This window comes from Ruegeria sp. YTSC325 (assembly GCF_059609525.1).
The window spans coordinates 438,885-465,240 of record NZ_JBXWLY010000002.1 but is presented as its reverse complement, the minus strand read 5'-3'; the positions used below and the strand labels follow the sequence as shown (position 1 = coordinate 465,240).

Annotated in this window: 26 protein-coding genes; 9 read left to right on the top strand and 17 right to left on the bottom strand. The window is 57.7% G+C overall.

From position 1 onward, the window contains the following. The first annotated feature begins 81 nt into the window (after positions 1–81). The 6 genes from AC2FF7_RS05050 to AC2FF7_RS05025 all read left to right on the top strand — a co-directional run bounded on the left by AC2FF7_RS05050 (position 82) and on the right by AC2FF7_RS05025 (position 5,422). Positions 82–978 carry a DMT family transporter gene (locus AC2FF7_RS05050; protein ID WP_480867546.1) on the top strand — a complete coding sequence of 299 codons (897 nt, stop codon included), beginning with the start codon at positions 82–84 and terminating at the stop codon, positions 976–978. 49 nt (positions 979–1,027) lie between these two features. Beyond that, positions 1,028–1,900, top strand: coding sequence for an ATPase (locus AC2FF7_RS05045; RefSeq protein ID WP_496905290.1), 873 nt, complete (start codon positions 1,028–1,030; stop codon positions 1,898–1,900). Positions 1,901–1,938: 38 nt separating this feature from the next. Then, positions 1,939–2,856, top strand: a complete 918-nt coding sequence (gene metA / locus AC2FF7_RS05040; protein WP_170353081.1) for a homoserine O-acetyltransferase MetA — start codon at positions 1,939–1,941, stop codon at positions 2,854–2,856. After that, complete coding sequence (locus AC2FF7_RS05035) at positions 2,846–3,799, top strand: alpha/beta fold hydrolase (protein WP_480867542.1); 954 nt, start codon at positions 2,846–2,848, stop codon at positions 3,797–3,799. The genes metA and AC2FF7_RS05035 overlap by 11 nt, the downstream gene beginning before the upstream one ends. A gap of 49 nt (positions 3,800–3,848) precedes the next feature. Next, entirely contained in the window at positions 3,849–4,718 is an 870-nt protein-coding gene (gene ppk2 / locus AC2FF7_RS05030; protein WP_496905289.1) for a polyphosphate kinase 2, read from the top strand. Between the two features lie 89 nt (positions 4,719–4,807). Then, positions 4,808–5,422, top strand: coding sequence for a TetR/AcrR family transcriptional regulator (locus AC2FF7_RS05025; protein WP_170750925.1), 615 nt, complete (start codon positions 4,808–4,810; stop codon positions 5,420–5,422). 6 nt (positions 5,423–5,428) lie between these two features. Here the strand turns inward: AC2FF7_RS05025 and AC2FF7_RS05020 are convergent, their stop codons facing one another. From AC2FF7_RS05020 to AC2FF7_RS05010, 3 genes are all read right to left on the bottom strand, one after another. Then, on the bottom strand, positions 5,429–6,487 hold the full coding sequence (locus tag AC2FF7_RS05020) for an adenylate/guanylate cyclase domain-containing protein (protein WP_170353077.1): 1,059 nt from the start codon (positions 6,485–6,487) through the stop codon (positions 5,429–5,431). After that, positions 6,484–6,852, bottom strand: a complete 369-nt coding sequence (locus AC2FF7_RS05015) for a group I truncated hemoglobin (protein ID WP_496905288.1) — start codon at positions 6,850–6,852, stop codon at positions 6,484–6,486. The genes AC2FF7_RS05020 and AC2FF7_RS05015 overlap by 4 nt, the downstream gene beginning before the upstream one ends. A 121-nt stretch (positions 6,853–6,973) precedes the next feature. Continuing rightward, positions 6,974–7,816 carry a glycosyltransferase family 25 protein gene (locus AC2FF7_RS05010; RefSeq protein WP_480867540.1) on the bottom strand — a complete coding sequence of 281 codons (843 nt, stop codon included), beginning with the start codon at positions 7,814–7,816 and terminating at the stop codon, positions 6,974–6,976. 140 nt (positions 7,817–7,956) lie between these two features. Between AC2FF7_RS05010 and speB the strand changes: the two genes are divergently transcribed. Beyond that, positions 7,957–8,931, top strand: coding sequence for an agmatinase (gene speB, locus AC2FF7_RS05005; protein WP_480867538.1), 975 nt, complete (start codon positions 7,957–7,959; stop codon positions 8,929–8,931). Between the two features lie 21 nt (positions 8,932–8,952). Here speB and AC2FF7_RS05000 read toward each other — a convergent pair whose 3' ends face one another. The 8 genes from AC2FF7_RS05000 to AC2FF7_RS04965 all read right to left on the bottom strand — a co-directional run bounded on the left by AC2FF7_RS05000 (position 8,953) and on the right by AC2FF7_RS04965 (position 18,203). Continuing rightward, positions 8,953–10,170, bottom strand: coding sequence for an aminopeptidase P family protein (locus AC2FF7_RS05000; RefSeq protein WP_496905287.1), 1,218 nt, complete (start codon positions 10,168–10,170; stop codon positions 8,953–8,955). Positions 10,171–10,332: 162 nt separating this feature from the next. Then, entirely contained in the window at positions 10,333–11,544 is a 1,212-nt protein-coding gene (locus AC2FF7_RS04995) for an ABC transporter permease (RefSeq protein WP_209196442.1), read from the bottom strand. A 5-nt stretch (positions 11,545–11,549) separates the two neighbouring features. Next, entirely contained in the window at positions 11,550–12,821 is a 1,272-nt protein-coding gene (locus tag AC2FF7_RS04990; RefSeq protein WP_353392957.1) for an ABC transporter permease, read from the bottom strand. A 65-nt stretch (positions 12,822–12,886) separates the two neighbouring features. Continuing rightward, the gene (locus AC2FF7_RS04985) at positions 12,887–13,975 is read right to left on the bottom strand and encodes an extracellular solute-binding protein (RefSeq protein WP_170353070.1); all 1,089 of its coding nucleotides are present in this window, start codon (positions 13,973–13,975) and stop codon (positions 12,887–12,889) included. A 98-nt stretch (positions 13,976–14,073) separates the two neighbouring features. Further along, complete coding sequence (locus AC2FF7_RS04980) at positions 14,074–15,165, bottom strand: ABC transporter ATP-binding protein (protein WP_170527354.1); 1,092 nt, start codon at positions 15,163–15,165, stop codon at positions 14,074–14,076. 148 nt (positions 15,166–15,313) lie between these two features. After that, positions 15,314–15,970: a maleate cis-trans isomerase family protein gene (locus AC2FF7_RS04975; RefSeq protein WP_480867534.1), complete on the bottom strand. Its 657-nt coding sequence runs from the start codon at positions 15,968–15,970 to the stop codon at positions 15,314–15,316. Between the two features lie 47 nt (positions 15,971–16,017). After that, positions 16,018–17,163, bottom strand: coding sequence for a M24 family metallopeptidase (locus tag AC2FF7_RS04970; RefSeq protein ID WP_496905286.1), 1,146 nt, complete (start codon positions 17,161–17,163; stop codon positions 16,018–16,020). Beyond that, the gene (locus AC2FF7_RS04965) at positions 17,160–18,203 is read right to left on the bottom strand and encodes a pyridoxal-phosphate dependent enzyme (RefSeq protein ID WP_480867532.1); all 1,044 of its coding nucleotides are present in this window, start codon (positions 18,201–18,203) and stop codon (positions 17,160–17,162) included. The genes AC2FF7_RS04970 and AC2FF7_RS04965 overlap by 4 nt, the downstream gene beginning before the upstream one ends. Positions 18,204–18,287: 84 nt before the next feature. On the opposite strand from AC2FF7_RS04965, the gene AC2FF7_RS04960 reads away from it, so the two are divergent. Both AC2FF7_RS04960 and argE read left to right on the top strand, forming a co-directional pair. Beyond that, positions 18,288–19,472: a M24 family metallopeptidase gene (locus AC2FF7_RS04960; RefSeq protein WP_496905285.1), complete on the top strand. Its 1,185-nt coding sequence runs from the start codon at positions 18,288–18,290 to the stop codon at positions 19,470–19,472. Next, complete coding sequence (argE, locus tag AC2FF7_RS04955) at positions 19,469–20,626, top strand: acetylornithine deacetylase (RefSeq protein ID WP_496905284.1); 1,158 nt, start codon at positions 19,469–19,471, stop codon at positions 20,624–20,626. Before AC2FF7_RS04960 ends, argE begins: the two co-directional genes overlap by 4 nt. Here the strand turns inward: argE and AC2FF7_RS04950 are convergent. The 6 genes from AC2FF7_RS04950 to AC2FF7_RS04925 are packed head-to-tail and all read right to left on the bottom strand — an operon-like array spanning position 20,623 to position 26,299. Further along, positions 20,623–21,489, bottom strand: a complete 867-nt coding sequence (locus AC2FF7_RS04950) for an urea carboxylase-associated family protein (RefSeq protein ID WP_496905283.1) — start codon at positions 21,487–21,489, stop codon at positions 20,623–20,625. The genes argE and AC2FF7_RS04950 overlap by 4 nt on opposite strands. 27 nt (positions 21,490–21,516) lie before the next feature. Further along, positions 21,517–22,995 (bottom strand): aldehyde dehydrogenase, encoded by a 1,479-nt coding sequence (locus AC2FF7_RS04945; RefSeq protein ID WP_496905282.1) that lies wholly within the window; start codon positions 22,993–22,995, stop codon positions 21,517–21,519. Positions 22,996–23,003: 8 nt separating this feature from the next. Further along, complete coding sequence (locus AC2FF7_RS04940) at positions 23,004–24,038, bottom strand: LLM class flavin-dependent oxidoreductase (protein WP_496905281.1); 1,035 nt, start codon at positions 24,036–24,038, stop codon at positions 23,004–23,006. Further along, positions 24,038–24,955, bottom strand: a complete 918-nt coding sequence (locus AC2FF7_RS04935; RefSeq protein WP_496905280.1) for a flavin reductase family protein — start codon at positions 24,953–24,955, stop codon at positions 24,038–24,040. The genes AC2FF7_RS04940 and AC2FF7_RS04935 overlap by 1 nt, the downstream gene beginning before the upstream one ends. Beyond that, positions 24,952–25,728, bottom strand: a complete 777-nt coding sequence (locus tag AC2FF7_RS04930) for an alpha/beta fold hydrolase (RefSeq protein WP_480867518.1) — start codon at positions 25,726–25,728, stop codon at positions 24,952–24,954. Before AC2FF7_RS04930 ends, AC2FF7_RS04935 begins: the two co-directional genes overlap by 4 nt. Then, entirely contained in the window at positions 25,700–26,299 is a 600-nt protein-coding gene (locus tag AC2FF7_RS04925; protein WP_496905279.1) for an amino acid synthesis family protein, read from the bottom strand. Before AC2FF7_RS04925 ends, AC2FF7_RS04930 begins: the two co-directional genes overlap by 29 nt. Positions 26,300–26,356 lie beyond the last annotated feature (57 nt).

Genomic DNA, 26,356 nt, shown 5'->3' with positions numbered 1-26,356 from the left:
TTCAAAGGCCCCGCCCAATCGGTGGGGCTTTTTCGCATGTTTCGGGTCGCCTCCAGCCTTGGCGATATGAGAAACAAACATATGGCTGATCAAAAACATCTCTCTGGCCGCGCATGGGCCGAGCTTTTACTTCTGGGGCTGATCTGGGGTGCATCCTTTTTGGCGATCCGCATCGCTTTGGACACAATCCCTGTGATGACTTCTGTTCTGCATCGTGTGTTCTGGGCGATGCTAGCTTTGTGGCTAATAGTCTGGGCAAAACAACAAAGCGTCCCGACCGACCTGCGTACATGGGGTGCGTTTCTTGTCATGGGGCTGCTGAATAACGCTATCCCATTCTCCCTTATGGCATGGGGTCAGTTGTATATCGACACCGGGCTGACCTCGATCCTCAACGCGGCCACGGCGGTTTTCGGTGTATTGGTTGCCGCTATGCTGTTCCGGGACGAAAGGCTGACTAAAGCCCGCGCCCTTGGTGTCGGGTTAGGTTTTCTGGGTGTCACTATCGCCATTGGCTGGCGGAACTTTGCGAGCTTTAACATACAAAACGTCGCCCAACTGGCGATCATTGCCGGCGCCCTGTCATACGCTTTCGCCAGCGCATGGGCGAGAGTTGCGCTTTCGCATCTTCCCCCAACCGTTGCAGCAGCGGGGATGTTAACTGGAGCTACGGTGGTGATCCTTCCCATAACCTTGATGACCGACGGGATACCCGTGCTCAATCTGCCTGCGATAACGTGGGTCGCGATCACATATTACGCCCTGGTCGCGACCGCAGGTGCGTACCTTTTGTATTACCGCGTTCTGGCTATGGCGGGTGCAGGAAACCTGATGTTAGTAACACTTGTCATTCCGCCCATCGCCATTCTGCTGGGCAGTGTCCTGAGGGACGAAGCCCTTCCGGTACAAGCATATCTAGGTTTTGCGGTTCTCGGACTTGGGCTGCTAATACTTAACCGATCCGCTGCGCGCGATTGACGCCGCCGCTGCCCCGAATTAGCAAGGTCGAAAAAAGGGATAGCGGTCGATGATCTACAATTCGGCGAAAGAGTGGCGGGACGCAGAGCGGAAGAAAGTGCTTTTCTTCGGCATGTCAGGGCTTGGCAAAACCTATGTCTCGAATGTCCTGAGGGATTCTGGAGACTGGTTTCACTACTCGATCGATTATCGCATCGGCACACGCTACATGGGCGAATACATTATCGATAACGCCAAAGCCCAAGCCATGAAGGTCCCTTTTCTGCGCGATCTTCTGTTGTCGGATTCGATTTACATTGGCTCGAATATCTCGTTCGAAAACCTGACCCCAGTTGCCGCTTACCTGGGCAAGCCGGGCAATCCTGCGCTCGGCGGGTTGGAGCTGTCGGAATATCGCCGCCGACAAGAGCAGTTTCGCCTGGCCGAAATTCACGCTCTTCTGGAAACCGAGTATTTCATTGATCGTGCCAAGCGCCTGTACCAATATCCGCATTTCATTTGCGACACGGGCGGTTCTATTTGCGAGTGGGTTGATCCCGATGATGCGCGCGATCCGGTCTTGTCGGAATTGTCGCGCCAGACATTGATGATCTGGTTAAAAGGCGATGAGGATCACACCGCCGAGTTGGTCCGCAGGTTTGACAAAGCCCCTAAACCGATGTCCTACCAGCCAGAGTTCCTGACACGAGTTTGGGAGGAATATCTTGCAGAACAAGGCTGCAGCGCGACCGAGGTCGATCCAGATGCTTTTGTTCGGTGGACCTATGCGCGCGCGTTAGCGCATCGGCAACCGCGCTATCAGGCGATGGCCGACAATTGGGGCGTGACGGTCACTGCAAATGATATGCACAGCGTTCGTGACGCGGGTGATTTCGATGAGTTGATCGAACGTACCCTTGAGACCCGCGCTAACCACGCTTAATTACCGCCTCTACACTGTAACTCCAAAGGCTTGCACTGATGCCAATCAAGATTCCCTCCGACCTGCCCGCATTTGACGTCCTCTCGAAAGAGGGTGTCATGGTCATGGCCGAGGATCAGGCAATGCGTCAGGATATTCGCCCTTTGCGGATCGGGTTGCTGAACCTGATGCCGAAAAAGATTCAGACCGAAAACCAATTCGCCCGCCTGATTGGCGCGACGCCTTTGCAGATCGACCTGTCGTTGATCCGCATGACCGAGCATCGCACGAAAAATACTGCGGCCGAACACATGGCTGAGTTCTACCGCCCGTTTCAGGAGGTCAAAGATCAGAAATTTGATGGCCTGATCATCACCGGTGCACCTATCGAACATCTTGAGTTCAATGATGTTACTTACTGGGACGAAATCAGCGAAGTCTTTGAGTGGACTCAGACCAATGTCCATTCGACTTTTGGCGTTTGTTGGGGTGGAATGGCGATGATCAATCATTTCCACGGCGTCAAAAAGCACATCCTGGACGCCAAGGCGTTTGGTTGTTTCCGTCACAGTAATCTTGCACCAGCGTCGCCCTTCTTACGGGGTTTTTCGGACGATTGCGTTATCCCTGTCAGCCGTTGGACAGAAATGAAGCAATCCGAAATCGACACCGCCTCGGGGTTAAAGACGCTTTTGGGCAGTGACGAAGTCGGACCGTGCCTTGTCGAGGATCAAGCTCACCGCGCGATCTATATCTTCAATCACTTCGAATATGACAGTGATACGCTGAAACAGGAATATGACCGCGACGTGGCCAACGGTACCCCAATCAACGTTCCAATGAACTACTACCCTGACGACGATCCAAGTCGCCCGCCGCAGAACCGATGGCGCAGCCATGCGCATTTGCTCTACGGTAACTGGGTCAACGAAATTTATCAGTCCACCCCGTTCGAGATGGAAAACATTGGCCGTTAAAGCGCTTATAGCAGTTCTTTTGCTCGTCATTGGGCTTGCCGTCATCACCACTTGGCGCGAGTCGCACAACAAGGCGCGCGCGGAAACTGCTTTCCCACCAGAGGGCCAGATCATCGACGTTGATGGCGTCGGCATTCACGCTGTCATAATGGGTAATGGCCCCGATGTTGTTTTGATCCATGGATCGAGTGGCAACACACGGGACATGACCTTTGCGCTGGCGCCGATCCTTGCCAAAAATTACCGGGTTATCGTATTCGACCGTCCCGGCCTGGGATATAGCGATAGCTTTAATCCCGACGGAGAAACTATTGTAGAACAAGCAGAAATCTTGCAAAAAGCGGCTGAAAAACTTGGCGCCAAGAAACCTGTAGTAGCAGGGCAAAGCTATGGGGGGGCTGTGTCTCTGGCATGGGCAGTGAAGCGTCCTGATAACCTTTCAGCGCTGGTCCTGATCGCGCCGGCTGCCATCCCGTGGGAGACACCTCTAGATGAGTTCAACAAGATGGCCTCAACACCAACAGGAAATGTGCTGGCGCTGCCGCTGATCAGTGCGTTTGTTCCGGAATGGTATGTCGAACAAGCTTTGGATCGCGTCTTCGCGCCTCAAACGGCCCCTGAAGGATATGCAGACCATTTTGGCACCGGCTTAACGATCCGTCGTGCTTCGATGCACGCCAACGCCAAACAACGTGCCAACCTTCTGGAAGAAGTGCGCGCCCTGCAACCCAGCTATAAGAACATCGACGTACCGACCGAGATCGTACACGGCACTGCGGATGACACCGTGGGTCTTGGTTGGCACTCACATCGCTTGATCGAACAGATTCCCGGCGCAGAGCTGATCGAGCTTGAGGGCATTGGCCACATGCCGCAGGTCGTCGCAGCCCCCGAAGTCGCCGCAGCCATTGATCGCGCAGCCCAAAGGGCAGGTTTGCGTTAATTCGCCGGCTAATCCATAGTAAGTTATGGGTTTTATTGTGAGGTGAGGTATGGCCCGGTCTGAAAAAGGCTCTATTGAAAAATACTTTCGTAAAGAAGCGCCAAAGGATGTCCGCTCGGCCATCGAGAAATCCGACAAAGACGACATCCTCAATCCATCATACCCTTACAACGAGCGCATGAAGCGTAAGGACTATGACAAGCAGATGGAGGCTCTGCAGGTCGAGCTGGTCAAAATGCAATCTTGGGTAAAAGAATCCGGCAGCCGCATTGCGCTTATTTTCGAAGGCCGCGATGCCGCAGGTAAAGGCGGTACAATCAAACGGTTCCGAGAAAATCTTAACCCGCGCGGGGCACGCAATGTTGCGCTCAGTAAACCCTCGGATCAGGAACGCAGCCAGTGGTATTTCCAGCGCTATATCCAACATCTACCTGCGGCGGGAGAAATCGTGTTTTTTGACCGCAGCTGGTACAACCGCGGCGTTGTCGAAAACGTTTTCGGTTTTTGCGAAGCTGTTGAGCGCGAAAGATTTTTCCGACAGGTCCTGCCGTTTGAGACCGGGCTGGTCAATGACGGTATCCAGTTGTTTAAGTTCTGGTTGAATGTCGGTCGCGCCGAACAGTTAAACCGGTTTCTTGCGCGCGAAACTGACCCCCTCAAACAATGGAAACTTAGTCCAATTGATGTCGCTGGGCTTAGTAAGTGGGACGAGTACACGCAATCGATCAGCGAAACACTGACCCGCAGCCATTCTGACCACTGTCCCTGGACGATCGTTCGTTCCGACGACAAGAAACGCGCGCGTTTGGCTGCAATCCGGACGGTTCTGCACGCGGTCGACTATGATGAAAAAGACGCAGATGCCATCGGTGAAAATGACCCGAAAATCTGTGGCGGTCCGGACATCTGGGATGCATGAGTGTTCCACTGTTGCTATTGGACGAAGCCCGGTCACGGATTATGTCGAAATAACAACAAACAACGACAACAAAGGCAGCTGATCAGGAGATGACGAAACGCGGGTATCACCACGGCAATCTAAAACAAGCGCTGATCGAGGCTGCTTTGTCGCTGATTGAAAAGAAGGGCCCGACCGGCTTCACCTTATCCGAGGCCGCAAAGACTGCCGGGGTTACACCCGCTGCAGTGTATAGGCACTATCAGGGTCGCGAGGATCTGATTGCCGAGGCAGCTCGTCAGGGTTTCGAGATGTTCGCGGATCTGATGCAATATGCCTACGACAAGGGGCAGCCGTCAGCTTTGGCCGCGTTCGAGGCGACCGGTCGGGCCTATCTGGCTTTTGCCCGCAAGCATCCCGGTCACTATATCGCGATGTTCGAAAGTGGCATTTCACTCAATCGCACGCCGGAACTGTCAATGGCAGCGAACCGCGCCAAAAGCGTACTTGAAAAGGCTGCCTCTGACCTGTCCCAACATATCCCACCAGAAAAGCGCCCTCCGGCCTCGATGTTCAGCGCTCATATCTGGGCCATGAGCCACGGGGTGGTAGAGCTATTTGCGCGCAATACTGGTGCAAGCTCTCCGTTCCCACCCGAGGACTTGTTGGAATCAGGGATAGGCATCTATTTGCGCGGACTGGGACTGGTGCCACCCGACGAATGACGATGACTAAAACAAATGCCGGGGCTGTGGCATGCTCAACCCCGACGTCACATTGATCAGATCCATCTCGCCCATACCCTTGATGTCAACGCGTCCTAAGTCGGAGACCTGAAACTCGTCGATCAACGCATATTTCATCTCTTCCGGAGCGACAATATTCATTGGGTTGGCAAAGACTTGCAGCCGAGACGCAATGTTAACCGCAGGTCCGAACACATCGTAGACGTATTTCTGAATCCCAACCACAGATCCCACGGCGGGGCCCATTCCCAGACCAATTCTTGCCTGCCACTTGTGCGGGTGGCTTTCGTTGCGACGTTCCAAGTACCGCAAGAACCGGACTGCACAATGTGCAACTGCGGTCGCATGGTCCGGCGTAGCATCCGGCATCCCGGATACAGCAAGATACGCGTCGCCGATGGTCTTGATCCTCTCGCAGCCAAATTGTTCGACGATGCGGTCAAAAGCTGTGAAAATGTCGTTCAATTCACTCAGTGTAACCGTCGGATCCGTCTTGGCGGCAAAGTCGGTGAAGCCCACGAAATCAAGCATAACAACTGAAACCTGATCGTAAAGCTGAGGCGTGACAACGCCAAACGTCTTAAATTCTTCATACACAGCGCGCGGCATCAGATTTAGCAAAAGCCGCTCAACCCGCTCTTTTTCCCGCTCCAATTCGCGCGTATTGCGTTCCACCATGGTCGAGTAGCTGTCGATCATGCTTTCCAATTCACGAATGCGGGTGATGTTCTGGCACTCAATGACCAAAAGCTGCTCTTCCGCGCCGTTGGCCAATGAAATGGCCGTCGCAAAAACCAAAGTCCTGCGCTTTGGCTTCAGTTGCATTTCGAAGGAATAGCGCAACCCCGATTGCTTGACGTCTTCCAACTCACGCTGATCAAGGGTCGGGAAAACGTCCAACAGAGTTTGGCCCTCAGCCGGTGTGCCGAACCATTCTGAAAACGGACCATTGTAAAAGACAAAGCCAAGGTCCGAGGCGCGAACAACCGCAACACCGACTCCGATAGCGCGTAACAGTTGCTCATTTATCGCTAAAATGCTCATGCCGCGCTGCGTGCAACGATTATTCTGCGTTTCGATTCAATGGCTCCCAGCGCGATTTTAACATGAGAGTCATCCATCCCGTGCATTTCAAGCGCCTGCGCAAACAGCGCAGCCATCTCATCAAAATCCTCGTGTGAAATATTGAGGTGCCGATGCACGGCCTCGATACGCTCATCGCTGAACGAAGCGGGTCCACCGACCAAAGAAGATACAAATTTGGTCTGGTGGTCGATCAGACGTGGCATATCGATATCTTCAAAATGCCCTCCGATCTGATCGGAATCCAAGGCCATTTCATAGAACGTCATAACGATTCGACTGATCGTTTTGAACCCACCGTAGCGTTCGTAAATCGTCTGACTCATGCTGCGAACCCGTGCGCCACCCGTAAACAACACCACAACGTTATATCAAACTGACAGTTTTGTTAACGCTAATACGTGCAGAAAGCACCGAATAGGCTCGCGGCGCCACAAAACGACGCGTCTAAACGTTGAGATCGCCCGCACAAGGAATAAAGCCAACAAAGCCACCCTTCCGGATCAGCCGCCTTTGGCCACCCATCCGCCAATACAGTTTCCGCTGTGCGGCCAAAAGCTCTCGTCGCAAGCGGAACCAAGTGGGCCCTTTGTCCAGGCCGCTGTTGGTTTTACGATCCCTAGAGCGTTCGCTGACCTTAACATCCTCTTGCGTCTGTTCCTGATGCTGAGACCAGATAACCTGCACACCGACGGCCGGAAAGCTCTGAAACATGCGCCAATCCGCACGCGGGATCGAGACGAAGTCATCCAGGTGGTCGGAATAGGCGGTGGACCAGGCCAATAGCTTACGGCAGGCGGCATTCGACAAGACATACGCAGCAGCGCTTGGTGCCATCTCCAACATCGGTCGCACGTCAACTGCGCCAACGGTCTGAAGGGTCCCAAATCGCAACTCTCGGGGGGAATAATCAAGCTTCACAAAATCAAACTTGGAACTTTCATTCAGAATATTGGTGACAACGCGCCCTGCACTGCTGGACATTTCCACGTCATCCTCAAAAACGGCCACAGCCCTCAAGTCCTGATCGACGGCGGCTTGCCAAACGGCACGATGGCTTTCGAAACAGGCGATCTCGCTCTGCTTCAGCCCCCAACGGCTACCAGTGCCGGGAACATAGCTGTTCTGGTCCAACGCGCCAGTTCGCTGCCCGTCAACGGCACTGAAACGGACGGCAGCGGACAGGCCAGCGTGCGCGAACTGCCGTTCCATAAAATCCCGACGGGCGGGAACACGATCCAGATTGATGTAGAACACACCTGTCTTGGGTGGCAGTTCGTGCTGTCCCACGGCAATTCCTTTCAGACCTTTCGCTCAGATAGACACCCTTGGCGGGCGACATTCAACCCATCCACCCCTCAAAGAAACCTATCCTGCTTAAGGCAACGCTTCTAAGCTGCAACGGACAAACAAGAAACGGGAATCGCGCTATGTCGTCTCATGGGTATGCAAGTGGCCGCCTGAACCTGCCATTCGTCGGTATTTCGACCTTTGGCAAGTCACCTTATGTCGAGGATTGGGACCAGATCGACGCTGATGTGGCGATCATAGGCGCACCCTTCGATTTCGGCACACAATGGAGATCCGGCGCTCGGTTCGGGCCACGTGCGGTGCGTGAGGCGTCGACACTGTTCAGCTTTGGCCATGCCGGGGCGTATGATCACGAGGATGACGCGACCTATCTGGATAGCTCGGTCCGGATGGTCGATATCGGCGACGCGGACATCATCCACACCAAGACCGAGGAAAGCCACGCCAATATCCAATTCGGGGTCCAGAAAATTCTGGACGCAGGCGCCCTGCCCGTCACCATTGGCGGCGATCACTCAGTCAACATCCCCTGCATCAATGCTTTTTCTGACGATTGCGCGGAAAATGGTCCGATCCATGTGGTTCAGATCGACGCCCATCTGGATTTCGTGGATGAACGCCACGGGGTCACTGCCGGTCACGGCAATCCGATGCGGCGCGCGATTGAGAAAGACTATGTCTCGGGCATGACGCAGTTGGGCATCCGCAATGTGTCCTCAACCGCAAAGGAAGGCTATGAGGATGCCCGCGCCCGAGGGTCCGATATCCTGTCTGTGCGACAGGTCCGCAAACTGGGAACCGAGGGTGTCTTGGCCCGCATCCCCGAAGGCGCGCGGTATTATGTGACGATTGATATCGACGCTTTTTGCCCATCGATTGCGTCAGGCACCGGCACGCCCAGCCACGGGGGGTTTCTGTATTATGACGTGCTGGAAATCCTGCAAGGTCTGGCGCAACGCGGCGATGTGGTCGGCATTGATCTGGTCGAGGTCGCGCCGAATTACGACCCTACTGAGAGCACGCAGATTCTGGCGGCGCAGGTACTGCTGAATTTCATCGGCTTCATTTTCCACGAACGTAGCAAGAGGGGCTAAGCGCCCCTCCTGCCCTTCGGGTCAGTTGATCGTGTTATGTTCCGGCCCATAGGGGAACCCGGTGATGTTCTCGGCCCCATCATCGCCGACAACCAGAATGTCATGCTCACGATAGCCACCCGCACCGGGCTGACCTTCGGGAATCCACAACATCGGCTCGATTGACACGACCATGCCGGGTTCCAACACCGTGTCGATATCTTCACGCAGCTCCAGCCCTGCCTCGCGCCCGTAGTAGTGGCTGAGTACGCCAAACGAGTGGCCATAGCCGAAGGAGCGATATTGCAGCAGCCCCTCATCGGCAAAGAAGCGGTTGATCTCGGCGGTGATGCCCGAGCAAGTCGCGCCGGGTTTGATCAGGCTTAGGCCAAGCTCATGCGCGGCCACATTGGCCTTCCAGATGCGCAAGCTGTCGGCGTCGGGTTCGCCCAGAAACAGGGTACGTTCCAGCGCGGTGTAATAGCCCGAGATCATCGGGAAGGTGTTCAGCGACAGGATATCGCCCTTTTGCAGCGCCCGCTTGGTTACGGGATTATGCGCGCCGTCCGTATTCAGGCCTGACTGGAACCAGACCCAGGTGTCCCGGTATTCGGCATCCGGGTAGGCGCGGGCGATCTCGGCCTCCATCGCGTCGCGCCCGGCCATGGCGATCTCGATCTCGGTCGCGCCTTCGCGGATCGCGGCGTGGATGGCCACCCCACCCACATCTGCAGTGCGGGCCCCGCCCTTGATCAGCTCGATCTCTTCCGCCGATTTCACCATGCGGGCGGCCATCGTATCACCGGCCACATCCACCAGTTCCGGCTGCCCCAGCATCGCCAGCGCCGTGTCGCGCGCGGCCAGCGTCATGTGATCGCCTTCGATCCCGATCCGCTTGGCACCCCCGATCAGGCTGGCCACCGCGCGCCAGTAATTGTCGCGCTTCCAGTCGGTATAGATCACGTTTTCCTCGACCGAGCGCCGCCACGGCTGGCCCGCGTCGATATTCGCCGACACCGTCGTACATGCGTCCTGCGTCACCACGCAGCCATAAGGACGGCCAAAGGCGCAATACAGAAAGCCCGAGTAATAGGCGATATTGTGCATCGAAGTCAGCAACACCGCCGGAATATCCCGTGCCGCCATAATGGCGCGTAGGCCCGACAGGCGGCGGGCGTATTCGGCTTTGCTGAACGGCAGCGGGGCCTTGTCGCCATTGTGGCTGGTGAAAAACTCGGGGCGGTTTGTCAGGTCTGTCATCATGCTCTCTCCTGCAATGCCGGACGAAAGGTGCCCGGCCACAAGCCCCGGCGTTCAGGACAAGCGGCCTCGGGAACCGAGAGCCATGCGCCCGTTTGGATGTCACGACGCCATCGTGACCGGGCTGCATATCGCAATGGCTAAATCACGCCGCGCCGTGCGTCAAGCGGGGGAAAGCCCCCGCAGACGCTCGGACCGGCGGCGCAGCAATTCAACCGTGGTCAGCAGCGCGATTGAGATCACCACCAGGATCGTCGCCACCGCCAGAATGGTCGGGCTGATCTGTTCTCGCAGACCGGTAAACATCTGCCATGGCAGCGTTTTCTGGCTGGCCGAGCCGACGAACAGCACCACGACCACTTCGTCAAACGAGGTGATGAAGGCAAACAAACCACCCGAGATTACGCCCGGCAGGATCAGCGGCATCTGGATCTTGAAGAAGGTCCGCACCGGCCCTGCCCCCATATTCGCCGCTGCACGGGTCAGCGATTGGTCAAAGCCCACCAAGGTCGCCGTCACGGTGATGATCACAAACGGAATACCCAGAACAGCGTGGGCAAGGATGACCTTCACATAGCCTACAAAGTTCTTGTCCATGCCCAGCGTGCCTTCAAGGAACCGGCCGATATCGCTGTAGAAAAAGAACATGCCGGTGGCCGAGATGATCAGCGGCACGATCATGGGCGAGATCAGGATGCCCATGATCGCCCGTTTACCCGGCACGTGGCTCTGGCTGAGGCCAATGGCCGCCAGCGTCCCCAGCGACACCGAGATGATCGTCGCAATCGGCGCGATGATCAGCGAGTTCTTGAAGCTGCGCTGCCATTCATTGTTTGTAAAGAAGTCGCGGTAATGCTTCAGCGAATACCCCTCGGGGTCCAGTCGCAGCATTTCGGGCGTGAAGGTAAAGAAATCCTGCGCGTTGAACGACAGTGGTAGAACCACAAGGATCGGTGTGATCAGGAACACGAAGATCGCGCCACAGATCACCCGGAACGTATAGTGCCAGAACACCTGTCGCCCGGTCATATAGGGCAGCAGTTTTTGGCGGTATCGACCCTCGTAAAGCCAGAAGATGAAGAAGGCAAAAAACCACCCAACCAGAAGGCCGATGATCAGACCAGTCGCCCCAGCGAACACAAAGCCCAACACGCCCATCCCAAGGATCGTGATCCAGCGGGCGACACGTTCATTGTCCAGGACATTCATGTAAAGCCAGGCCAGACCCGCCATTAGAGCGGCTCCGATCACGATCCCGAGCAGGACGCTGCCCTGCCCGGCGCCGACGAACATACCGACGAAACCTCCGGCGATGGCCACAGCGGGCAGAACCACCGACATGGGTTTGCGGGATATTGGTGTTAGTGCTGCCATCGTCTTTATCCCAGCTTCACGTTGTCGATGCCTACGATCTTGTCATAGCACCAGTAGAGTAACAGAACGACCGCCAGCAGGATCGTCCCGAGCGCAGCCGCCAATCCCCAGTTCAGCGAGGATGAGATGTGGTACGCAATCCGGTTCGAGATGAAGACACCCTTGGTCCCGCCAACGATCTCCGGCGTGATATAGTAGCCGATGGCAAGGATAAACACGAGGATCGAGCCCGCACCAATGCCCGGTATAGATTGCGGGAAGTAGATGCGCCAGAAGGTCGTCCAGTTCGTTGCGCCCATGGATTTCGCGGCGCGGGTGTAGGATTCAGGAATGGTCTGCATCACCGAATACATCGGTAATATCATGAACGGCAGCAGGATATGCGTCATCGCGATGATCGTGCCGAACTGGTTGTTGATGATCACCAATCGCGCGTCATCCGCGACCAACCCCAGCCAGACCAGCGTTTCGTTGATCACCCCCTGCTGCTGCAACATCACCTTCCACGCAGACGTTCGCACCAGAAGTGATGTCCAGAACGGCAGCAACACAAGGATCATCAGCAGGTTCGACACCCGCATCGGCAGGGTCGCCAGGATATATGACACCGGATAGGCAAGTAGGATGCACGAAGCAGTGATGATCAGCGACATCATCAGCGTACGGCCAAACAGCTTGATCAGGATCTGTTTGTCTTCAGGCTGCGCCTGCGCACCTTCGGGCGTGCGGCGCATGTCAATTGCGTTCAGGAAATATCCGTTGGTGATCGGAACAGCGTGGGTCTTGATGGTTCGCCAGGTTTCGACATCTCCCCAACCGTCGTGAATGTCGATCAGCTTGTCCTTGAACGGGCCATCGGTTTCAGGGTCCAGTTTTTTAATCTGGCGGCCCGAGCGACGGAACATCGAGGACATACCCGTCTGCTCATAGTTCAGGCGCGAGCCAAGCCGGGTGTGTGTCTTTTCGTCAATGGCAACGACCATATCTTTGGTGAACGCGGCGTATAATGCCTCATCCGGTAGTTCGCCGCTTTCCGCATCCCAGTTCTTCAACTCGACCACGGTCAGGGGCAGAGTATCAGCCACAATCCCGTTCTCGACCGAACGGAACAACATGGACACGATCGGGATCACAAAGGACAACAGCACAAACAGCAGCAACGGCGCAATAAGGGCCAGCGCCCTAAGTTTGCGACGTCTTAACGACCGCGCCAGCGATTTCTTCAGAGGCGTGCCGTCAGCGGCCAGCATCGGACCGGATTGAGTTGCGTCAGTCATCTGCGTCCCTTGGTCTTTTGGTGGGTTGGGGCCAAAACCGGCCCCAACCATTTGTCACAAAAGGCTTATTGTGCCAGCCACGCCTGGAACTTGGCGTCGATGTCGTCGCGGTAGTCCGCCCAGAACTCGTAGTTATACAGGAACGTATTCTTGGCGTTTTCCGGGTCGGTCGGCATGTGCGGTGCCATGTCGATGCCCAGATCGGCGTGCTGACCAACCAGCGGCGCCGACGAGGCACGGGCCGGACCGTACGAGATGTATTTGGCCTGATCCGCAAGACGCTGGGTGTCAGTTGCGAACATGATGTAGTCCAGCGCGCGCTGCTGACGCTCTTCGCTCAGACCGGCGGGGATGATCCAGCCATCCAGATCGAATACCTGCGCGTCCCACAGCATGGCGACGGGCTGTTTCTGCTCTTCGATCACGCTGAACAGACGACCGTTATAGGTCGAGCCCATGATGACTTCGCCGTCGGCCAGCAACTGCGGTGTGTCGGCACCGGCAGACCACCAGACAACGCTGTCCTTAATAGTATCCAGCTTGGCCAGAGCCTGATCCTGACCTTCCGGTGTCGCCAGAACGTCATAGACGTCGTCCTTGGCTACGCCATCACACAGAAGCGCCCATTCCATATTGTTGATCGGACGCTTTTCCAGCGAACGTTTGCCGGGATAGTTTTCCAGATCGAATACGGCGCAGATCTCGGTCGGAGGCGTGTCACCCACCAGATCGGTACGATAGCCGAAAGTGGTCGAGTACACGATCTGCGGGATAAAGCAGTCACTGACCAACAGATCACCGAAATCTTCGGATGCGGGTGTCCCGTCAGGTGCGGCGGCCAGTTGGCTGTCGAAATCGATCTCCATCGCCAGACCTTCGTCGCACAAACGAATCGCATCCGCTGCAACAACATCCACCACATCCCAAGTGATGTTGCCCGCTTCGTTCATCGCTCGCAGTTTGGCCACCGCCTCAGCCGAACTGTCATCGTTCAGGATGGTGACGCCTGTCTTTTCCGAATAGGGCTCGTGATATGCTTTCAGCTGCGACTTGGAATAAGCACCGCCCCAGGACACGATGGTCATTTCTTCGGCCATCGCACCACCGGCTACGGCAGCAACCGCACTTGCCATAAGAGTGGTTTTAACTTTCATGTTTAACTCCCTGTTATACCCGTTACTTTTACTTTCTTAGGCCGGATCACGGGGCAAACCGGCCAACTCTTGCCCCGCAGACGCGGGGGGTTCTGTGTTCAGGCGTCCAGCGCCCGGCAATCATGCGCCAGCCAGCCGATTTCGACCTCTTGACCCGGCGAAAGACGCACCGCATCCGGCGCGTTGCGGGTTTTGATGATGAAGTCATCGTTACCGGCAACCGACAAACGAAAACGGAATACGTCGCCCATGTAGATGAACTCTTTCACCGTTGCTTTGAGCGTATGTGCATCAGCGTGCAAGCGATCCTTGTTGAACTCGACCCGTTCAGGCCGGATAGAGACCTTGGTCCGTTCGCCCGCCTTCGTCACATTCACCGGTTTGGCGTCAATCTCGGATCCATCGTCCAGCGCAACAACACACGAGTCGCCGTCAATCGACTTAACGACACCTTCCAATGTGTTGTTTTCACCAATAAATTGAGCCACAAAGCTGTTTTCCGGCTCTTCATACAGCAAATCGGGCGGCGCAAGTTGTTGAATTCGTCCGTCGTCGAAAACAGCCACACGGTCCGACATGGTCAACGCTTCGGTCTGGTCGTGGGTTACGTAAACAGTGGTAATACCCAACTCATGCGCCAGACGCGTGATTTCGAACTGCATGTGCTCGCGCAACTGTTTATCCAACGCACCCAACGGCTCGTCCATCAAAACAAGCTCGGGTTCAAAAACTAGTGCGCGGGCCAATGCGATCCGCTGCTGTTGACCACCGGACAACTGAGCGGGGCGCCGGCTGCCAAATGCCCCCATCTGAACCATATCCAGGGCGCGTTTCACTTTTTCTTCGCGCTCGTCCTTCCCGATTTTTCGAACTTCCAGCGGGAAAGCGAGATTTTCGGCAACCGTCATGTGCGGGAAAAGCGCATAGTTCTGAAAAACCATGCCGATCCCCCGCTTGTGGGGCGGAATATTGTTGATCGGACGACCATCCAACATGATCTCGCCATGGGTTGCTGTTTCGAACCCGGCCAACATCATAAGGCAAGTGGTTTTGCCTGACCCGGACGGGCCGAGCATTGTCAGGAACTCACCTTTAGGCATTGAAAGATTTAGATCTTTTACGACAAGGATCTCGCCGTCGTAAGATTTCTGGACACGCTGAAACTCGACGAACGCTGCGTCATTAGACATTACCAACTTGGCTCCCCTGTCTGTCCTTGTGTGCCCGGTTTATCCGGATCTCAAGGACCTGTCAGAGCCCATTTAAGGACAAGCAGGACGGGCGACGCAACCAAAATATGTCAGGAGAATGACAAAGAAAGCGCCACACGCCTGATATTCAGGCGCCATTCAAGCGTCGCATGTGCCACGCAAGGCTTTGATTGCTTGAAAGAACCGGCTTTCCCAACCGACTTTCAATTTCTGGCAAAGCATCAAAAGTCCTTAGATTCGTACAGCTTATAAAAACACCCTCAACTGCCGAATCAGAGCCCAGGTTAAGCGCCGCGTCGACTAGCGATTGGCGGGATATTCGAACAACCTTGGATTCCTCGGACTCACCGAATGAGCCAAAAACGTCCATTGTCACTCCGTTTTTTGCGAAGGCACGACGTAATGGATCGTTCACTTCTTCGATATAGGGCGACAGCAAAGCGAATTTGGAAACACCTTTTTCCGCAGCGCAGGCGGAAGCTGCACGCAGCGGATTCGTGACGGTCGCAACGTTGCAGGTCTTTTGAACCATGCGCTCGATCATAGCTGAACCGATCACGGAGCTGGCCGAGGTGCAGCCATACCCCACAACCTTATAAGGCCGGACTTTGGGCAATAGATCTGAGGCCGCAGGAAGGGCGTTCTCCATCTGGGCCAGCGTGTCCGTTGTCACCTCTGCGCCGCTGGGAATTCTGGAAACGTAAATCGGCGCGCGGCAATTTGCGAAGTAAGCGCTGAATTCCGGTTCAATAGTTTCGTCCGTCTGCAAGACGATCAAGCCCATCGGGTTGAGCTGCGGGTCGTCCTCTTCCAGTTCATAGGGTAAATAGCTCATATCACAGGCAACTCCGGCCCAAGCCGAGGGCTGATGAACCGCGGCGCATCTTCGGTAATCACGATGTTCTCTTCATGAACCAGAATTTTATCGCCAACGGCTATTCCGGGTTCGAGCGTCAAAACCATGCCGGGTTGCAACACAGTATGATCGTCGGGAATCAACGAAGGCCATTCTGTGAGGGACATCCCTAGGCCATGCCCCAGACGCCCAGCCCCCGTATCCGCATTTTGACGTGACAGAACACTATTCATTGCATGATGAAGGTCAGAAGCGGTCGCGCCCGGCTTTGCAATCTCGAATGCTGCATCTGACGCCTCAATCAAGGTTGCATACGCAGAACGCACTGACGTCGAGGCCGGACCAATCGACCAGTTTCGGTCGTAGTCACAAAAATACCCGTCCCACACCAAACCAGTGTCCAACATCAGGACATCTCCGGCCTCCATCGCCGTATCTCGGGCCGGAGAGATTACATCCGTATATCCCCCCTGCTCGGCACCGCCCGCAAGATAGGGCACCCAGTCGGCGCCTTCCTCCAGACACAGCATTTGGAACTTTCTAAACACCTCATCAACGGCAATGCCAGATCCTGCGATTTCAGGAACACGCTGAAAAGCCCGCGCGGCAATCGCGCAGGCGGTTTCGATTTTCGCGATCTCCGCCGTTGATTTGATCATCCGAAGGCCGCGCATAAGTTCCGCATCGCCAGCAACCCTCCGCGAGCCCAATAGCGATTGAAGGCGCAACAAATCGGCCATCGGCATACGGACATGGGTTTCGTGCCCATCAGGCAAACCAATAGTGGCATCGGTCGGAGTGACCTCGATCAGGGTTTCCGCCAACAGACTAACGCCGTCATCCAACAAGTCCGGAGAGCTCCAGGTTCGGATATCGTCGATCCAGGTTTGCCCCATCAGTGCAGCACCAATAGAGGGGATAGCGGCAATCGGTTTTCCACTGACCGGAACCACCAGAAACCAAGGTCGGGTCGGGCTTTCCCAAAACCGGGTCAAGTAGCCGGTAAAGTACCGAATCTCGGGTTCAGTTGTCAGCAGCAAGGCAGACAAGTCCGCTTGGGCCATCTTCTTTTGCGCTCGCTGCAACCGGGCGGTGAACTCAGCAGTGTCGAACCCTCTCATTCCGCAATCTCGGACAGAAAGCACAGAACCTTGGCGTCCGCACCAATTCCTAAACGCTGCAGCACTTGGGCATTCATGGCAGCGGCAATCCCTGCCCCACCGGATGCCGTCGTTGCCACCCCAGCCGCCGCCATCGCAGGCAAATGCTGAACAACCTCGTCATCGGTCAAAGTCAAAAACGCGTCGGCATCTCTGGCCAAGCCGTTCAGAGCGATCAACGAAGGTTCTTTGCAATCCAGACGTCCCATTATGCTGTCAGGGCCATCCGCGAAAACGCAGGCTCCGGCTTCGATACTGGCCTGTAGCGCGGGGGCGGACTCGGGCTCGACCACGATGATTTTGGGCGCGTCACCCCAGACATGGCGCGCATAGGCCGCCACCGCGCCCGCCAGCCCGCCAACCCCGGCCTGCAGCATGATATGGCTGGGCATTTCCGGACATTGACGCACGGCCTCGGCAGCCATCTGCAGATACCCCTCCATAAGCATATGCGGAATTTCGATATATCCGTCCCAAGAACTGTCGGACAGCAGCGTCCACCCGTTATCCTGCGCGGCTTGGCTAGCGGCCTCCATACTGGCGGCATAATCGACGCCTTGGCGCACAACCTGCGCCTTTTGCGCGCGGAGGCGGTCCGCGAAACTCTCCGGTACAGTTTCGGCGATATAGACTACCGCCTGCGCGCCAAATACTCGCGCGCCTGCGGCGACGCTCATGCCATGGTTTCCTGCACTGGCCGTCACATAGGTTCGACTGTTCAATGTATTGCAGTCCGGCGCATCCGTTGCCTCGGCCGCATGTCGCGCGATTACGTAGGCCGCCCCAAGCGCCTTGAAAGACCCAAGATTCATGCGGCCGCGCTCGTCCTTGATCCAAAGATTGGCCACGTCGGCAAGCTCTTTTGCATCGACCAATGGAGTTTCACCCGCAGCGGGGCATTGCGACAGAAGATCGGCTACGCGGGCTGCATCAATGGACGGGTACGGAGCAGAAGCGGCAAGTTTCCGGCCTCCGCGATGTGGATTGAGTGTGATCTTCAATGGGGCGTCTTTCCTGAGTTGCCCATTGACGTGACTGCATTCGTCCAGTTCTGTCAACATAACTCGAACACGACTGGAGCTGCTATGCCTCATGCCAATCCGGCCTTTTCACGCGCCGAATATGATCGCCGGCTTGCCAAGACGCGTTCCGCAATGGCAGCCGCTGGTTTAAATGCCCTGTTTGTGCAGGACCCATCGAATATGGCGTGGCTGACCGGTTATGAGGGCTGGTCCTTCTACGTGCATCAGGGCGTCGTCGTTCTACACGATACCGATCCAATCTGGTGGGGCCGCAATCAGGACGCCAACGGCGCGCGGCGCACGGTCTGGATGAGCGATGACCGCATTCACAGCTATGCGGATGGCTATGTTCAATCAACAGAGCGGCACCCGATGCAAGACCTCGCTCAGTTGCTGGTTGAGAGTGGCCTTGGGCAGGCGCGTATCGGGGTTGAGTTGGACAATTACTATTACTCGGCCAAGGCGCATCTGACATTGGCCGCCGAATTGCCTCAGGCCACGTTGGTCGATGGCAACGCTTTGGTGAACTGGCAGCGTGCCGTGAAATCCGGTGAAGAGATCGCCTTGATGCGCAAAGCTGCGCGGATTTCGGAACATGTGATTGATGGCGTGATTGAACGGATCGAACCCGGCTTGCGCAAGAACGAACTGGTGGCGCAGATTTATCACGATGCGATCTCGGGCGTGGGTGAGGATTGGGGAGACTATGCCGCCATCGTGCCCCTGCTGCCTTCGGGGCCTGATGCCGCCGCCCCGCATCTGACATGGGACGGCGCGCCATTCAAAACCGGGGAATGCACCTTCTTCGAACTCTCGGGCTGCTATCGCCGCTATCACGCACCTTTCTGCCGGTCGGTCTTTCTGGGTCAGCCGCCCGACCACCTGCTAAGGGCCGAAGCCGCACTGGTCGAAGGGCTTGAGGCCGGGCTGGACGCCGCCCGTGCGGGCAATCAGGCGCGCGACATCGCGCTGGCGCTGGCCGCTCCGCTGGAACGCGCCGGAATCGAGCGCGGTGCGCGCTGCGGCTATCCGGTGGGCCTCAGCTATCCGCCGGACTGGGGTGAGCGGACAATCTCGCTGCGCCCCGAGGATGAGACGGTGCTGGAACCCGGCATGACGTTCCACTTTATGCCGGGCCTGTGGATGGACGACTGGGGCCTTGAAATCACCGAGACCATCCTGATCACCGATTCCGGCCCTGCAGAATGCCTATGCAACCGGCCCCGCAAACTGTTCGTGAAACCATGACCCTGACCAGAACCACCAAAATCCTCGCCGATCTAATCGCCTTTGAAACGGTATCCGCTGACAGCAACCTTGAGATCATCCGATACCTGACCAACCACCTTCAGGCCTTGGGTGCGCGCTGTATCGAGACACGCGATGAGACAGGCAAGAAGGCCAATGTCTTTGCCACACTCGGCCCGGACATGCCCGGCGGCATCCTGCTGTCCGGCCATACAGATGTCGTGCCCGTGGCCGATCAGGACTGGACCACGGACCCGTTCGAAATGGTTGAGCGTGATGGCCGCCTGTATGGGCGCGGCACCTGCGATATGAAGGGGTTTATTGCGGCGTCTCTGGCCTTTGCCGAAGCGTTAGACGTCGAAAAACTGACCCAACCGCTGCATTTCGCCTTTACCTATGATGAGGAAACCGGCTGTCTGGGCGCGCAGAATTTGGTCAATGACCTGTCCGAACGTGGCATCGTGCCCGACATCGCAATCATCGGCGAACCGACCGAGATGCGGGTGATCGAAGGCCATAAGGGTTGCTTTGAATACACCACGCGGTTTACCGGGCTGGAGGGTCACAGCTCGGCCCCCGATGACGGCGTGAACGCTGCCGAATACGCCGCACGCTATGTCGGAAAGCTGTTGGAATTACGCCATGTTCTGAAATCCCGCGCCCCTGCGGGCAGCTTGTTTGAACCCCCATGGACCACGATCAATGTCGGGTTCTTCAACGGCGGCGTGGCCCATAACGTGATCGCCAGCAAAGCCGAGATCGGTTGGGAAATGCGCCCGGTGCAGGCCAGTGACGCCGACCTCGTCAACCAGACGCTCAGCGATTACGTGACCCACACCCTGCTCCCCGAGATGAAGGCCGTCCACCCCGAGGCCAGCATCACCCAAGACGTGGTGGCCGAGGTGCAAGGGCTCGAGCCGATGGAGGACAACGCCGCCCGCAAACTGGTGGCCGAGCTGACCGGCGCCAATGGCACCGGCACGGTCGCCTTCGCCACCGAGGCCGGTCTGTTCCAGCAGCTTGGCGTTCACGCTATCGTCTGCGGCCCGGGCTCGATCACACAGGCGCACAAGGCCGACGAATATGTCGAGATCGAGCAGCTGGACCTGTGTTGCCGGATGCTCGACCGATTGGGCCGCCGCCTGATCGCCTAGCCCGTGCCGTGGGTCCGGTCATAGGCGGATCGCGGCGGCTGAACATGGGCCGCGCGGGCATCCACGCCGGGGTCATAGACCTCCATCAACAAAGGGTAACAGGCGGCGACGTCCGAGGAATGCTCGGAGGAACAATCGCCGCCGGGACAGGCCGAAAGGCCCACGATCAGGTCAATCTCGGCGTAGAATTCAAGGTTGTCGCCCGGGCGCACCGGGCTGGCCTTCATAAAGTACTGACCGGTATCGCGGGTAAAGCCCGTGCACATAAAGACGTTCAGTACGTCATGCACATGCATCTCGGCCTCGTGCAGCGGCAGATCGCAATGATCGGCCAAAGCGCGGGTCAGGTTGGAATGGCAGCAATAGTGATAGTCGTCCCCCGACAGCAGCCGCCCCGTATAGGGATCACAGCGCGTCCCGATCACATCATGGACCGAGCCGCCATAGGCATCGAACCCGTACCAATCCAGCGTGTCCCCCACGATGGTTGCCATCGGGCGCATGTTGGGAAAGCTGGACCACATGCGGTCGCCGGTCGAAAGGTGCGTACCGTGCAACGCGCGGGTTTTGCCGGAATAGAACCGCTCGGTCAGGTCATGCTTGTTCCACATGTTCAGATCGCCGACCTGCGGGCCATCCACCGACACCACGCGCACAAAGGCCCCGGCGGGCACCTCGATACAGGCCGCATCGCGCGGGGCCGCCGTGGCCTCAGCCGTTTTAACCGCGCTTTGCCGCAGGGTGTTCAGCCCGGCGATATCGGGTTGGGGCAGCGTATCCGGCGGATAGCAGACGAGCGGAGGAATGTCCTTACGCGCCCCCGCATCTGCGGGGGCTGGGAAGTGAGGTGTCTTCAGTTTCATGCGCGCTCTCCCTGTGTTTCCACAGGTTTAGCGCATCACAAACGGGTTCGCCATCGGCTCTTGCGCAGTGCTGATCCACGTGGTTTTCGTGCGGGTGTAATCCAGAATGGCCTCAACCCCGGCCTCGCGTCCATAGCCGGATTGGTTGAACCCGCCAAACGGCGCAATCGGGGAAATCGCACGATAGGTATTCACCCAGCAAATCCCCGCGCGGATGCGTTTCGACACCCGATGCGCCCGCGCAAGATTCTGCGTGAAGACGCCGGACCCCAGACCATAAGGCGTGGAATTGGCAAGCGCGATGGCCTCTTCTTCGGTCTCGAACGGCAGCAGAGACATGACCGGCCCGAACATCTCCACCTTCAGCGTCTCGGTCTCAGGCACTGCGCATTCGACCAGCGTGGGCGTCATGTAATTGCCCGGACGATCTGCGGGCGCGCCGCCAAAGCGAATCCTCGCCCCCTGCCCTTGGGCTGTGGCCAGTGTCGCCTCAATCTTTCTGACCTGCGCGGCGGTGCATAGCGGGCCGACATGGGTGTCGGGCTGCAGCGGATCGCCCAGCCGAATGGCGCTGGCCTTTTGTGAAATCTTTTCGATCAGCGGCTCAAGGATCGAACGATGCACCAACCCCCGTGTTCCCGCCACGCAACTTTGACCCGAGGCCCCGAAATTCCCGGCGATCAGCCCGTTTGCGGCCCCGTCCAGATCGGAGTCGTCAAACACAAGGATTGGAGATTTGCCGCCCAGTTCCAGCGAGGTCACCGCGAAATTCTCGGCCGAGTTGCGCACCACGTGGCGTGCAGTCTCGGGCCCTCCGGTAAAGGCAATGCGGTCCACATCCGCGTGGCGAGTCAGCGGGATGGCGCAGTTCTGGGCATCACCGGTGATGACCGAAACAACGCCGGGCGGGAACCCGGCCAATTCGATCAGCCGCGCGAATTCCAACATCGGCGCGGGAGCGATTTCCGAAGCTTTCAGCACAACCGAGCACCCCGCCGCAAGCGCCGGGCCCAGCTTGGTGGCTGTCAGAAACATCTGCGCATTCCACGGTACGATGGCGGCGACAACACCGATTGGTTCGCGCGTGGTGAACACATGCATGTCGGGCTTATCGATGGGCAAGACAGTGCCTTCGACCTTGTCCGCAAGCCCCGCGAAATAGCGATAATAGTCAGCCACATAGCCCGTCTGCATCGCCGTTTCCGCCAGCAGCTTGCCGCTGTCGGTGGTCTCCAGCTCTCCCAACTTCTGTGCGTGCTCCGCCACTAGATCAGCCAGCCGGTAGAGTAACTTACCGCGCGCTGTCGCCGTCATGTCGCGCCATGCGGGGTCGTCCAGCACGCGCTTGGCTGCGGCCACAGCGCGGTTCACGTCATCGGGCGCGGCGCAGGCGAACGTGGCCCAGCCCTGCCCGGTGGCCGGGTTTTCCGAGGTCATGACCTGCGCATCCGCACCCTCGGACCATGCGCCGTCAATGAAAAGCTGAAAATGTGGAAGGTTTCCCATGGTGTTCCTCACTGAAAGGCTGGCATGACTTCGTCGATGAACCGCGCCAACGAGGCGCGCTTGCGGTCATGGGTCATGCCGCTGTCAACCCAGAACGAGAACTCATCATATCCCAAATCCTCGTACCGTTTGATCCGGTCAATCACCTGCTGCGTTGTGCCAACGGTCAGATCCTGGCCCAGTTTCTCGGTCGTATACATCAGGTTGGCGTCCATCTCCTGATCCGAGATCGGTTGGATCAACCCTTGCTGGACGGGCCGCTTGTTCAGGAACCATGCGCCGAAGTAATTGTAATAACGGCGCAATTCCTGCACACCCTGCGCCACGTCATCTTCATCCGCACCTACATAGGTGTGATGCAACAGCATGATCTTGGGGCGTGGGCCGGAATAGCTTTCGCAGGCGGCATTGAAACGGCCCATCAGCGTTTCGATCTCTTCCATGCCCTGCCACAGCGGTGTGACCTGAATGTTGAACCCGTTGTGAACACCGAATTCGTGGCTGTTGGGATCGCGCGCGGCGATCCAGATAGGGGGGCCATTTTCCTGATACGGTTTCGGGGCCGAGGTGGCCGCCGGGAACGAATAGAACTCGCCCTCATGCGCGCAATCCCCGCGCCAGATTTGCGGCACCAGAGGGGTGCATTCGCGCATGCGCTGCCCGGCCTCCCACGCGTCCATGCCGGGCATCAGTCGCTCGTATTCATAGGAATAGGCCCCGCGCGCGATCCCCAGCTCGATCCGGCCCTTGGTCATCTGATCCGCAGCCGCGGCCTCACCGGCCAGCTTGATCGGATGCCAGAAGGGCGCGATCACCGTACCAGTGCCCAAGCGCACATTCTTGGTGTGATGCGCCAGATCGACCAGAGACAGGAACGGATTCGGCGCGATGGTAAATTCCATCCCGTGATGTTCACCAGTCCAGACCGCGCGCATGCCGCCATCATCGGCCATTTTCACGAGGCTCACGAACTCATCATGCAACACGTCATGGGGCTGATCGGGTGTCAGACGTTCCATATGGGCAAAGAGAGAAAACTCCATTAACCGGCTCCTTTGTCGAAACTGTGCAGCTCACCCCGGTCGGCATCGCCAAGGTAGAGCGAAAAATCCCCTTCGCGCGCTTCCAGCGCAAAGCGTCTTATCATTTTGCCCACCGACGGGGTGGCGTATGTCAGGTTGGGCAGGTGTTCGATGGCGATCCACTCGGTCCCTTCGGGGATCGCTGCCCCGGCGAATGACGCCAGAAAGAACGTGTAATGCAGCTTGGTCGTCGCATCGTTGAACGAGGAATAGACTTGCTCTAGCCGCGCCTTGATCCCCCGGTCCGCCAGACCCTGCGCCAACCGCAGACGCTGCCCGCCGGGCTCGGCACCGGCGATGTGGAAGGGGCTGTGCGTGGTCCCCCGCCGCTCCATCAGAACCGCGTCGCCGGCCCGGATGATCGCGCCGCAGATGGTGGGCTGATCGCTGTCCATCTCCTGTTCCAGCCCAAGGCTGAAATACGAGCCGCCCACATAACCGAGCCCCCGCCCCCCGGCATGCGAGAAATCCGTGACCTGCCCGATCAGCACCGTATGGTCACCCGCCGGGATCGTCTGATGAGTCGAGCAACAGAACTGCGCCAGCGCACCGTCGATCAGCGGCAGATCATGGGCCCCTGTGCTGTGGGCCACTTTGGCGAAACGGTCGCCCCTATAGCTTGCGAACGTGTTCGAGGCGTCCTGCTGCCCCTCGGCCAGAATGTTGACGGCAAAGTGGCTACAGCCCGCAAACACCTCATAACTCGACAGGAATTTTCCCGGACAGACCAGCAACAAAGGCGGATCCAGCGAGACGGACGAGAACGAATTGGCCGTGAACCCGACTGGGTTGCCTGATGCATCGCGGGTCGTCACCACGGTCACACCGGTCATGAAACTGCCGAAAGCGTCGCGCAGCGCGCGGGGATCAAGCGTCATGAATGGCACTCCTTAACAAACGACAACAGAGTAGCGTTGACCTGTTGGGAATGTGTCATCGGCATCATGTGAGCCGCGTTCGGGATAATCTCGGCCCGCCCGTTCGGGGCAAGCGCGGCCATGTCTCGCGACATGCGCGGGGTCGAGTTTGGCTCATCCTCGCCCGTCAGAAACAGGGCCGGACAGGTGATCGCGGCAAGTTGCTCAGCAGTCGGTCCGTCGCTTTCGGCGAAGACGGTATAGGCGGCCTTGTAGGCGCGTGGCCCGACCTGTTGCAGCCAGCTATCGCAGGCGTCCCGCTCGGGGGATGCCCTGTCATCGAACCAGCGCTGCAACGTGGTCGAGGGGTCATTGGCCCGCTCGGCATCCAGCGCCTGCGCCCGCGCCAGAACCGCCGTGCGGGCTTCATCCGAGCGCTGGAAAATCGCGTTCAGCGCGGCCACGCCTTTGACGTTTCCGCCCTCTGCCGCAACCCGGGTTGCGATCAGTGCGCCCATCGAATGCCCGATCAAAACGGCCGGTTGGTCAATCAGCGCCGCCACGGGTGCGGCATAGCTCTCTAGTCCCTCGACCGGGTTAAACGCTGAGTCCCCGTGCCCCGGCATGTCCGGGCACAGCACCCGGAACCCAGCCGCGACCAGAGCATCAATCTGCGCGCCCCACGCCTCGGCCCGCAGGCCAACACCGTGCAGCAAGACGACCAGCGGCCCCTCACCCGCGTCAATCGCGGCGAGGCCGCCGATCTCAGACCGAGGCCGGGTTGTCCACGTCATGTCCCAGATCCTTCAGGTCTTGGTAGCGGTCTCCGATGCGATGATGTGGCCGCCCCGTCGTCGCCCCGCCCAGCACCACCACGACCTCATCTGCGCGAGGCGCATCAGGGATGGAGAATTGCAGCGTCAAGTAATGCGACCGGCGGCCCGCATCGTTCTTGTCCATCATCGGCACCATGATCGGCGTATTCGCAGGGCCGCGCGTGTTGGTGAAGGACAGGTAGGATTTGGCCCCCACCGCCTGCCGGTAGAAATTGCCGAAATGCAGCGTGTGGATCAGGCCCGAGGCATGTTCAACCTCACCATCCAAACCCACCACGGCCGCCTTGCCATAGGCTTCGATCGCCTCACCGCTACCGGCCAGCGCCACCATCCGCTCGGTCATCATCTCGCCTAGCACCGGACCATAGGCCAGAATTTCGGGGCGCAGGTCTTCGACATACCGTCCGGCCCAAGGGTTCTTGATCACAGCGGCTACGGCGAACATCCGCCACGGGTGGTCCGCCGGGCGGAAACCTTCGATCAGAACCTCTTCGTCATACGTCACAATTTTGCGGATTTCTGGCTGCACGGTGTCCTCCTGCGTGTTGCGCGGAATATCCACGGCAGAGTCATGTTTTGACAAATG

What these genes read in the sequence shown, in the direction of transcription:
- AC2FF7_RS05050 (WP_480867546.1), top strand. Translation starts at nt 82, where the DNA reads ATGGCTGATCAAAAACATCTCTCTGGCCGCGCATGGGCCGAGCTTTTA.
- AC2FF7_RS05045 (WP_496905290.1), top strand. Translation starts at nt 1,028, where the DNA reads ATGATCTACAATTCGGCGAAAGAGTGGCGGGACGCAGAGCGGAAGAAA.
- metA (WP_170353081.1), top strand. Translation starts at nt 1,939, where the DNA reads ATGCCAATCAAGATTCCCTCCGACCTGCCCGCATTTGACGTCCTCTCG.
- ppk2 (WP_496905289.1), top strand. Translation starts at nt 3,849, where the DNA reads ATGGCCCGGTCTGAAAAAGGCTCTATTGAAAAATACTTTCGTAAAGAA.
- AC2FF7_RS05025 (WP_170750925.1), top strand. Translation starts at nt 4,808, where the DNA reads ATGACGAAACGCGGGTATCACCACGGCAATCTAAAACAAGCGCTGATC.
- AC2FF7_RS05020 (WP_170353077.1), bottom strand. Translation starts at nt 6,487, where the DNA reads ATGAGCATTTTAGCGATAAATGAGCAACTGTTACGCGCTATCGGAGTC.
- AC2FF7_RS05015 (WP_496905288.1), bottom strand. Translation starts at nt 6,852, where the DNA reads ATGAGTCAGACGATTTACGAACGCTACGGTGGGTTCAAAACGATCAGT.
- speB (WP_480867538.1), top strand. Translation starts at nt 7,957, where the DNA reads ATGTCGTCTCATGGGTATGCAAGTGGCCGCCTGAACCTGCCATTCGTC.
- AC2FF7_RS05000 (WP_496905287.1), bottom strand. Translation starts at nt 10,170, where the DNA reads ATGACAGACCTGACAAACCGCCCCGAGTTTTTCACCAGCCACAATGGC.
- AC2FF7_RS04995 (WP_209196442.1), bottom strand. Translation starts at nt 11,544, where the DNA reads ATGGCAGCACTAACACCAATATCCCGCAAACCCATGTCGGTGGTTCTG.
- AC2FF7_RS04990 (WP_353392957.1), bottom strand. Translation starts at nt 12,821, where the DNA reads ATGACTGACGCAACTCAATCCGGTCCGATGCTGGCCGCTGACGGCACG.
- AC2FF7_RS04985 (WP_170353070.1), bottom strand. Translation starts at nt 13,975, where the DNA reads ATGAAAGTTAAAACCACTCTTATGGCAAGTGCGGTTGCTGCCGTAGCC.
- AC2FF7_RS04980 (WP_170527354.1), bottom strand. Translation starts at nt 15,165, where the DNA reads ATGTCTAATGACGCAGCGTTCGTCGAGTTTCAGCGTGTCCAGAAATCT.
- AC2FF7_RS04975 (WP_480867534.1), bottom strand. Translation starts at nt 15,970, where the DNA reads ATGGGCTTGATCGTCTTGCAGACGGACGAAACTATTGAACCGGAATTC.
- AC2FF7_RS04970 (WP_496905286.1), bottom strand. Translation starts at nt 17,163, where the DNA reads ATGAGAGGGTTCGACACTGCTGAGTTCACCGCCCGGTTGCAGCGAGCG.
- AC2FF7_RS04960 (WP_496905285.1), top strand. Translation starts at nt 18,288, where the DNA reads ATGCCTCATGCCAATCCGGCCTTTTCACGCGCCGAATATGATCGCCGG.
- argE (WP_496905284.1), top strand. Translation starts at nt 19,469, where the DNA reads ATGACCCTGACCAGAACCACCAAAATCCTCGCCGATCTAATCGCCTTT.
- AC2FF7_RS04950 (WP_496905283.1), bottom strand. Translation starts at nt 21,489, where the DNA reads ATGAAACTGAAGACACCTCACTTCCCAGCCCCCGCAGATGCGGGGGCG.
- AC2FF7_RS04945 (WP_496905282.1), bottom strand. Translation starts at nt 22,995, where the DNA reads ATGGGAAACCTTCCACATTTTCAGCTTTTCATTGACGGCGCATGGTCC.
- AC2FF7_RS04940 (WP_496905281.1), bottom strand. Translation starts at nt 24,038, where the DNA reads ATGGAGTTTTCTCTCTTTGCCCATATGGAACGTCTGACACCCGATCAG.
- AC2FF7_RS04935 (WP_496905280.1), bottom strand. Translation starts at nt 24,955, where the DNA reads ATGACGCTTGATCCCCGCGCGCTGCGCGACGCTTTCGGCAGTTTCATG.
- AC2FF7_RS04930 (WP_480867518.1), bottom strand. Translation starts at nt 25,728, where the DNA reads ATGACGTGGACAACCCGGCCTCGGTCTGAGATCGGCGGCCTCGCCGCG.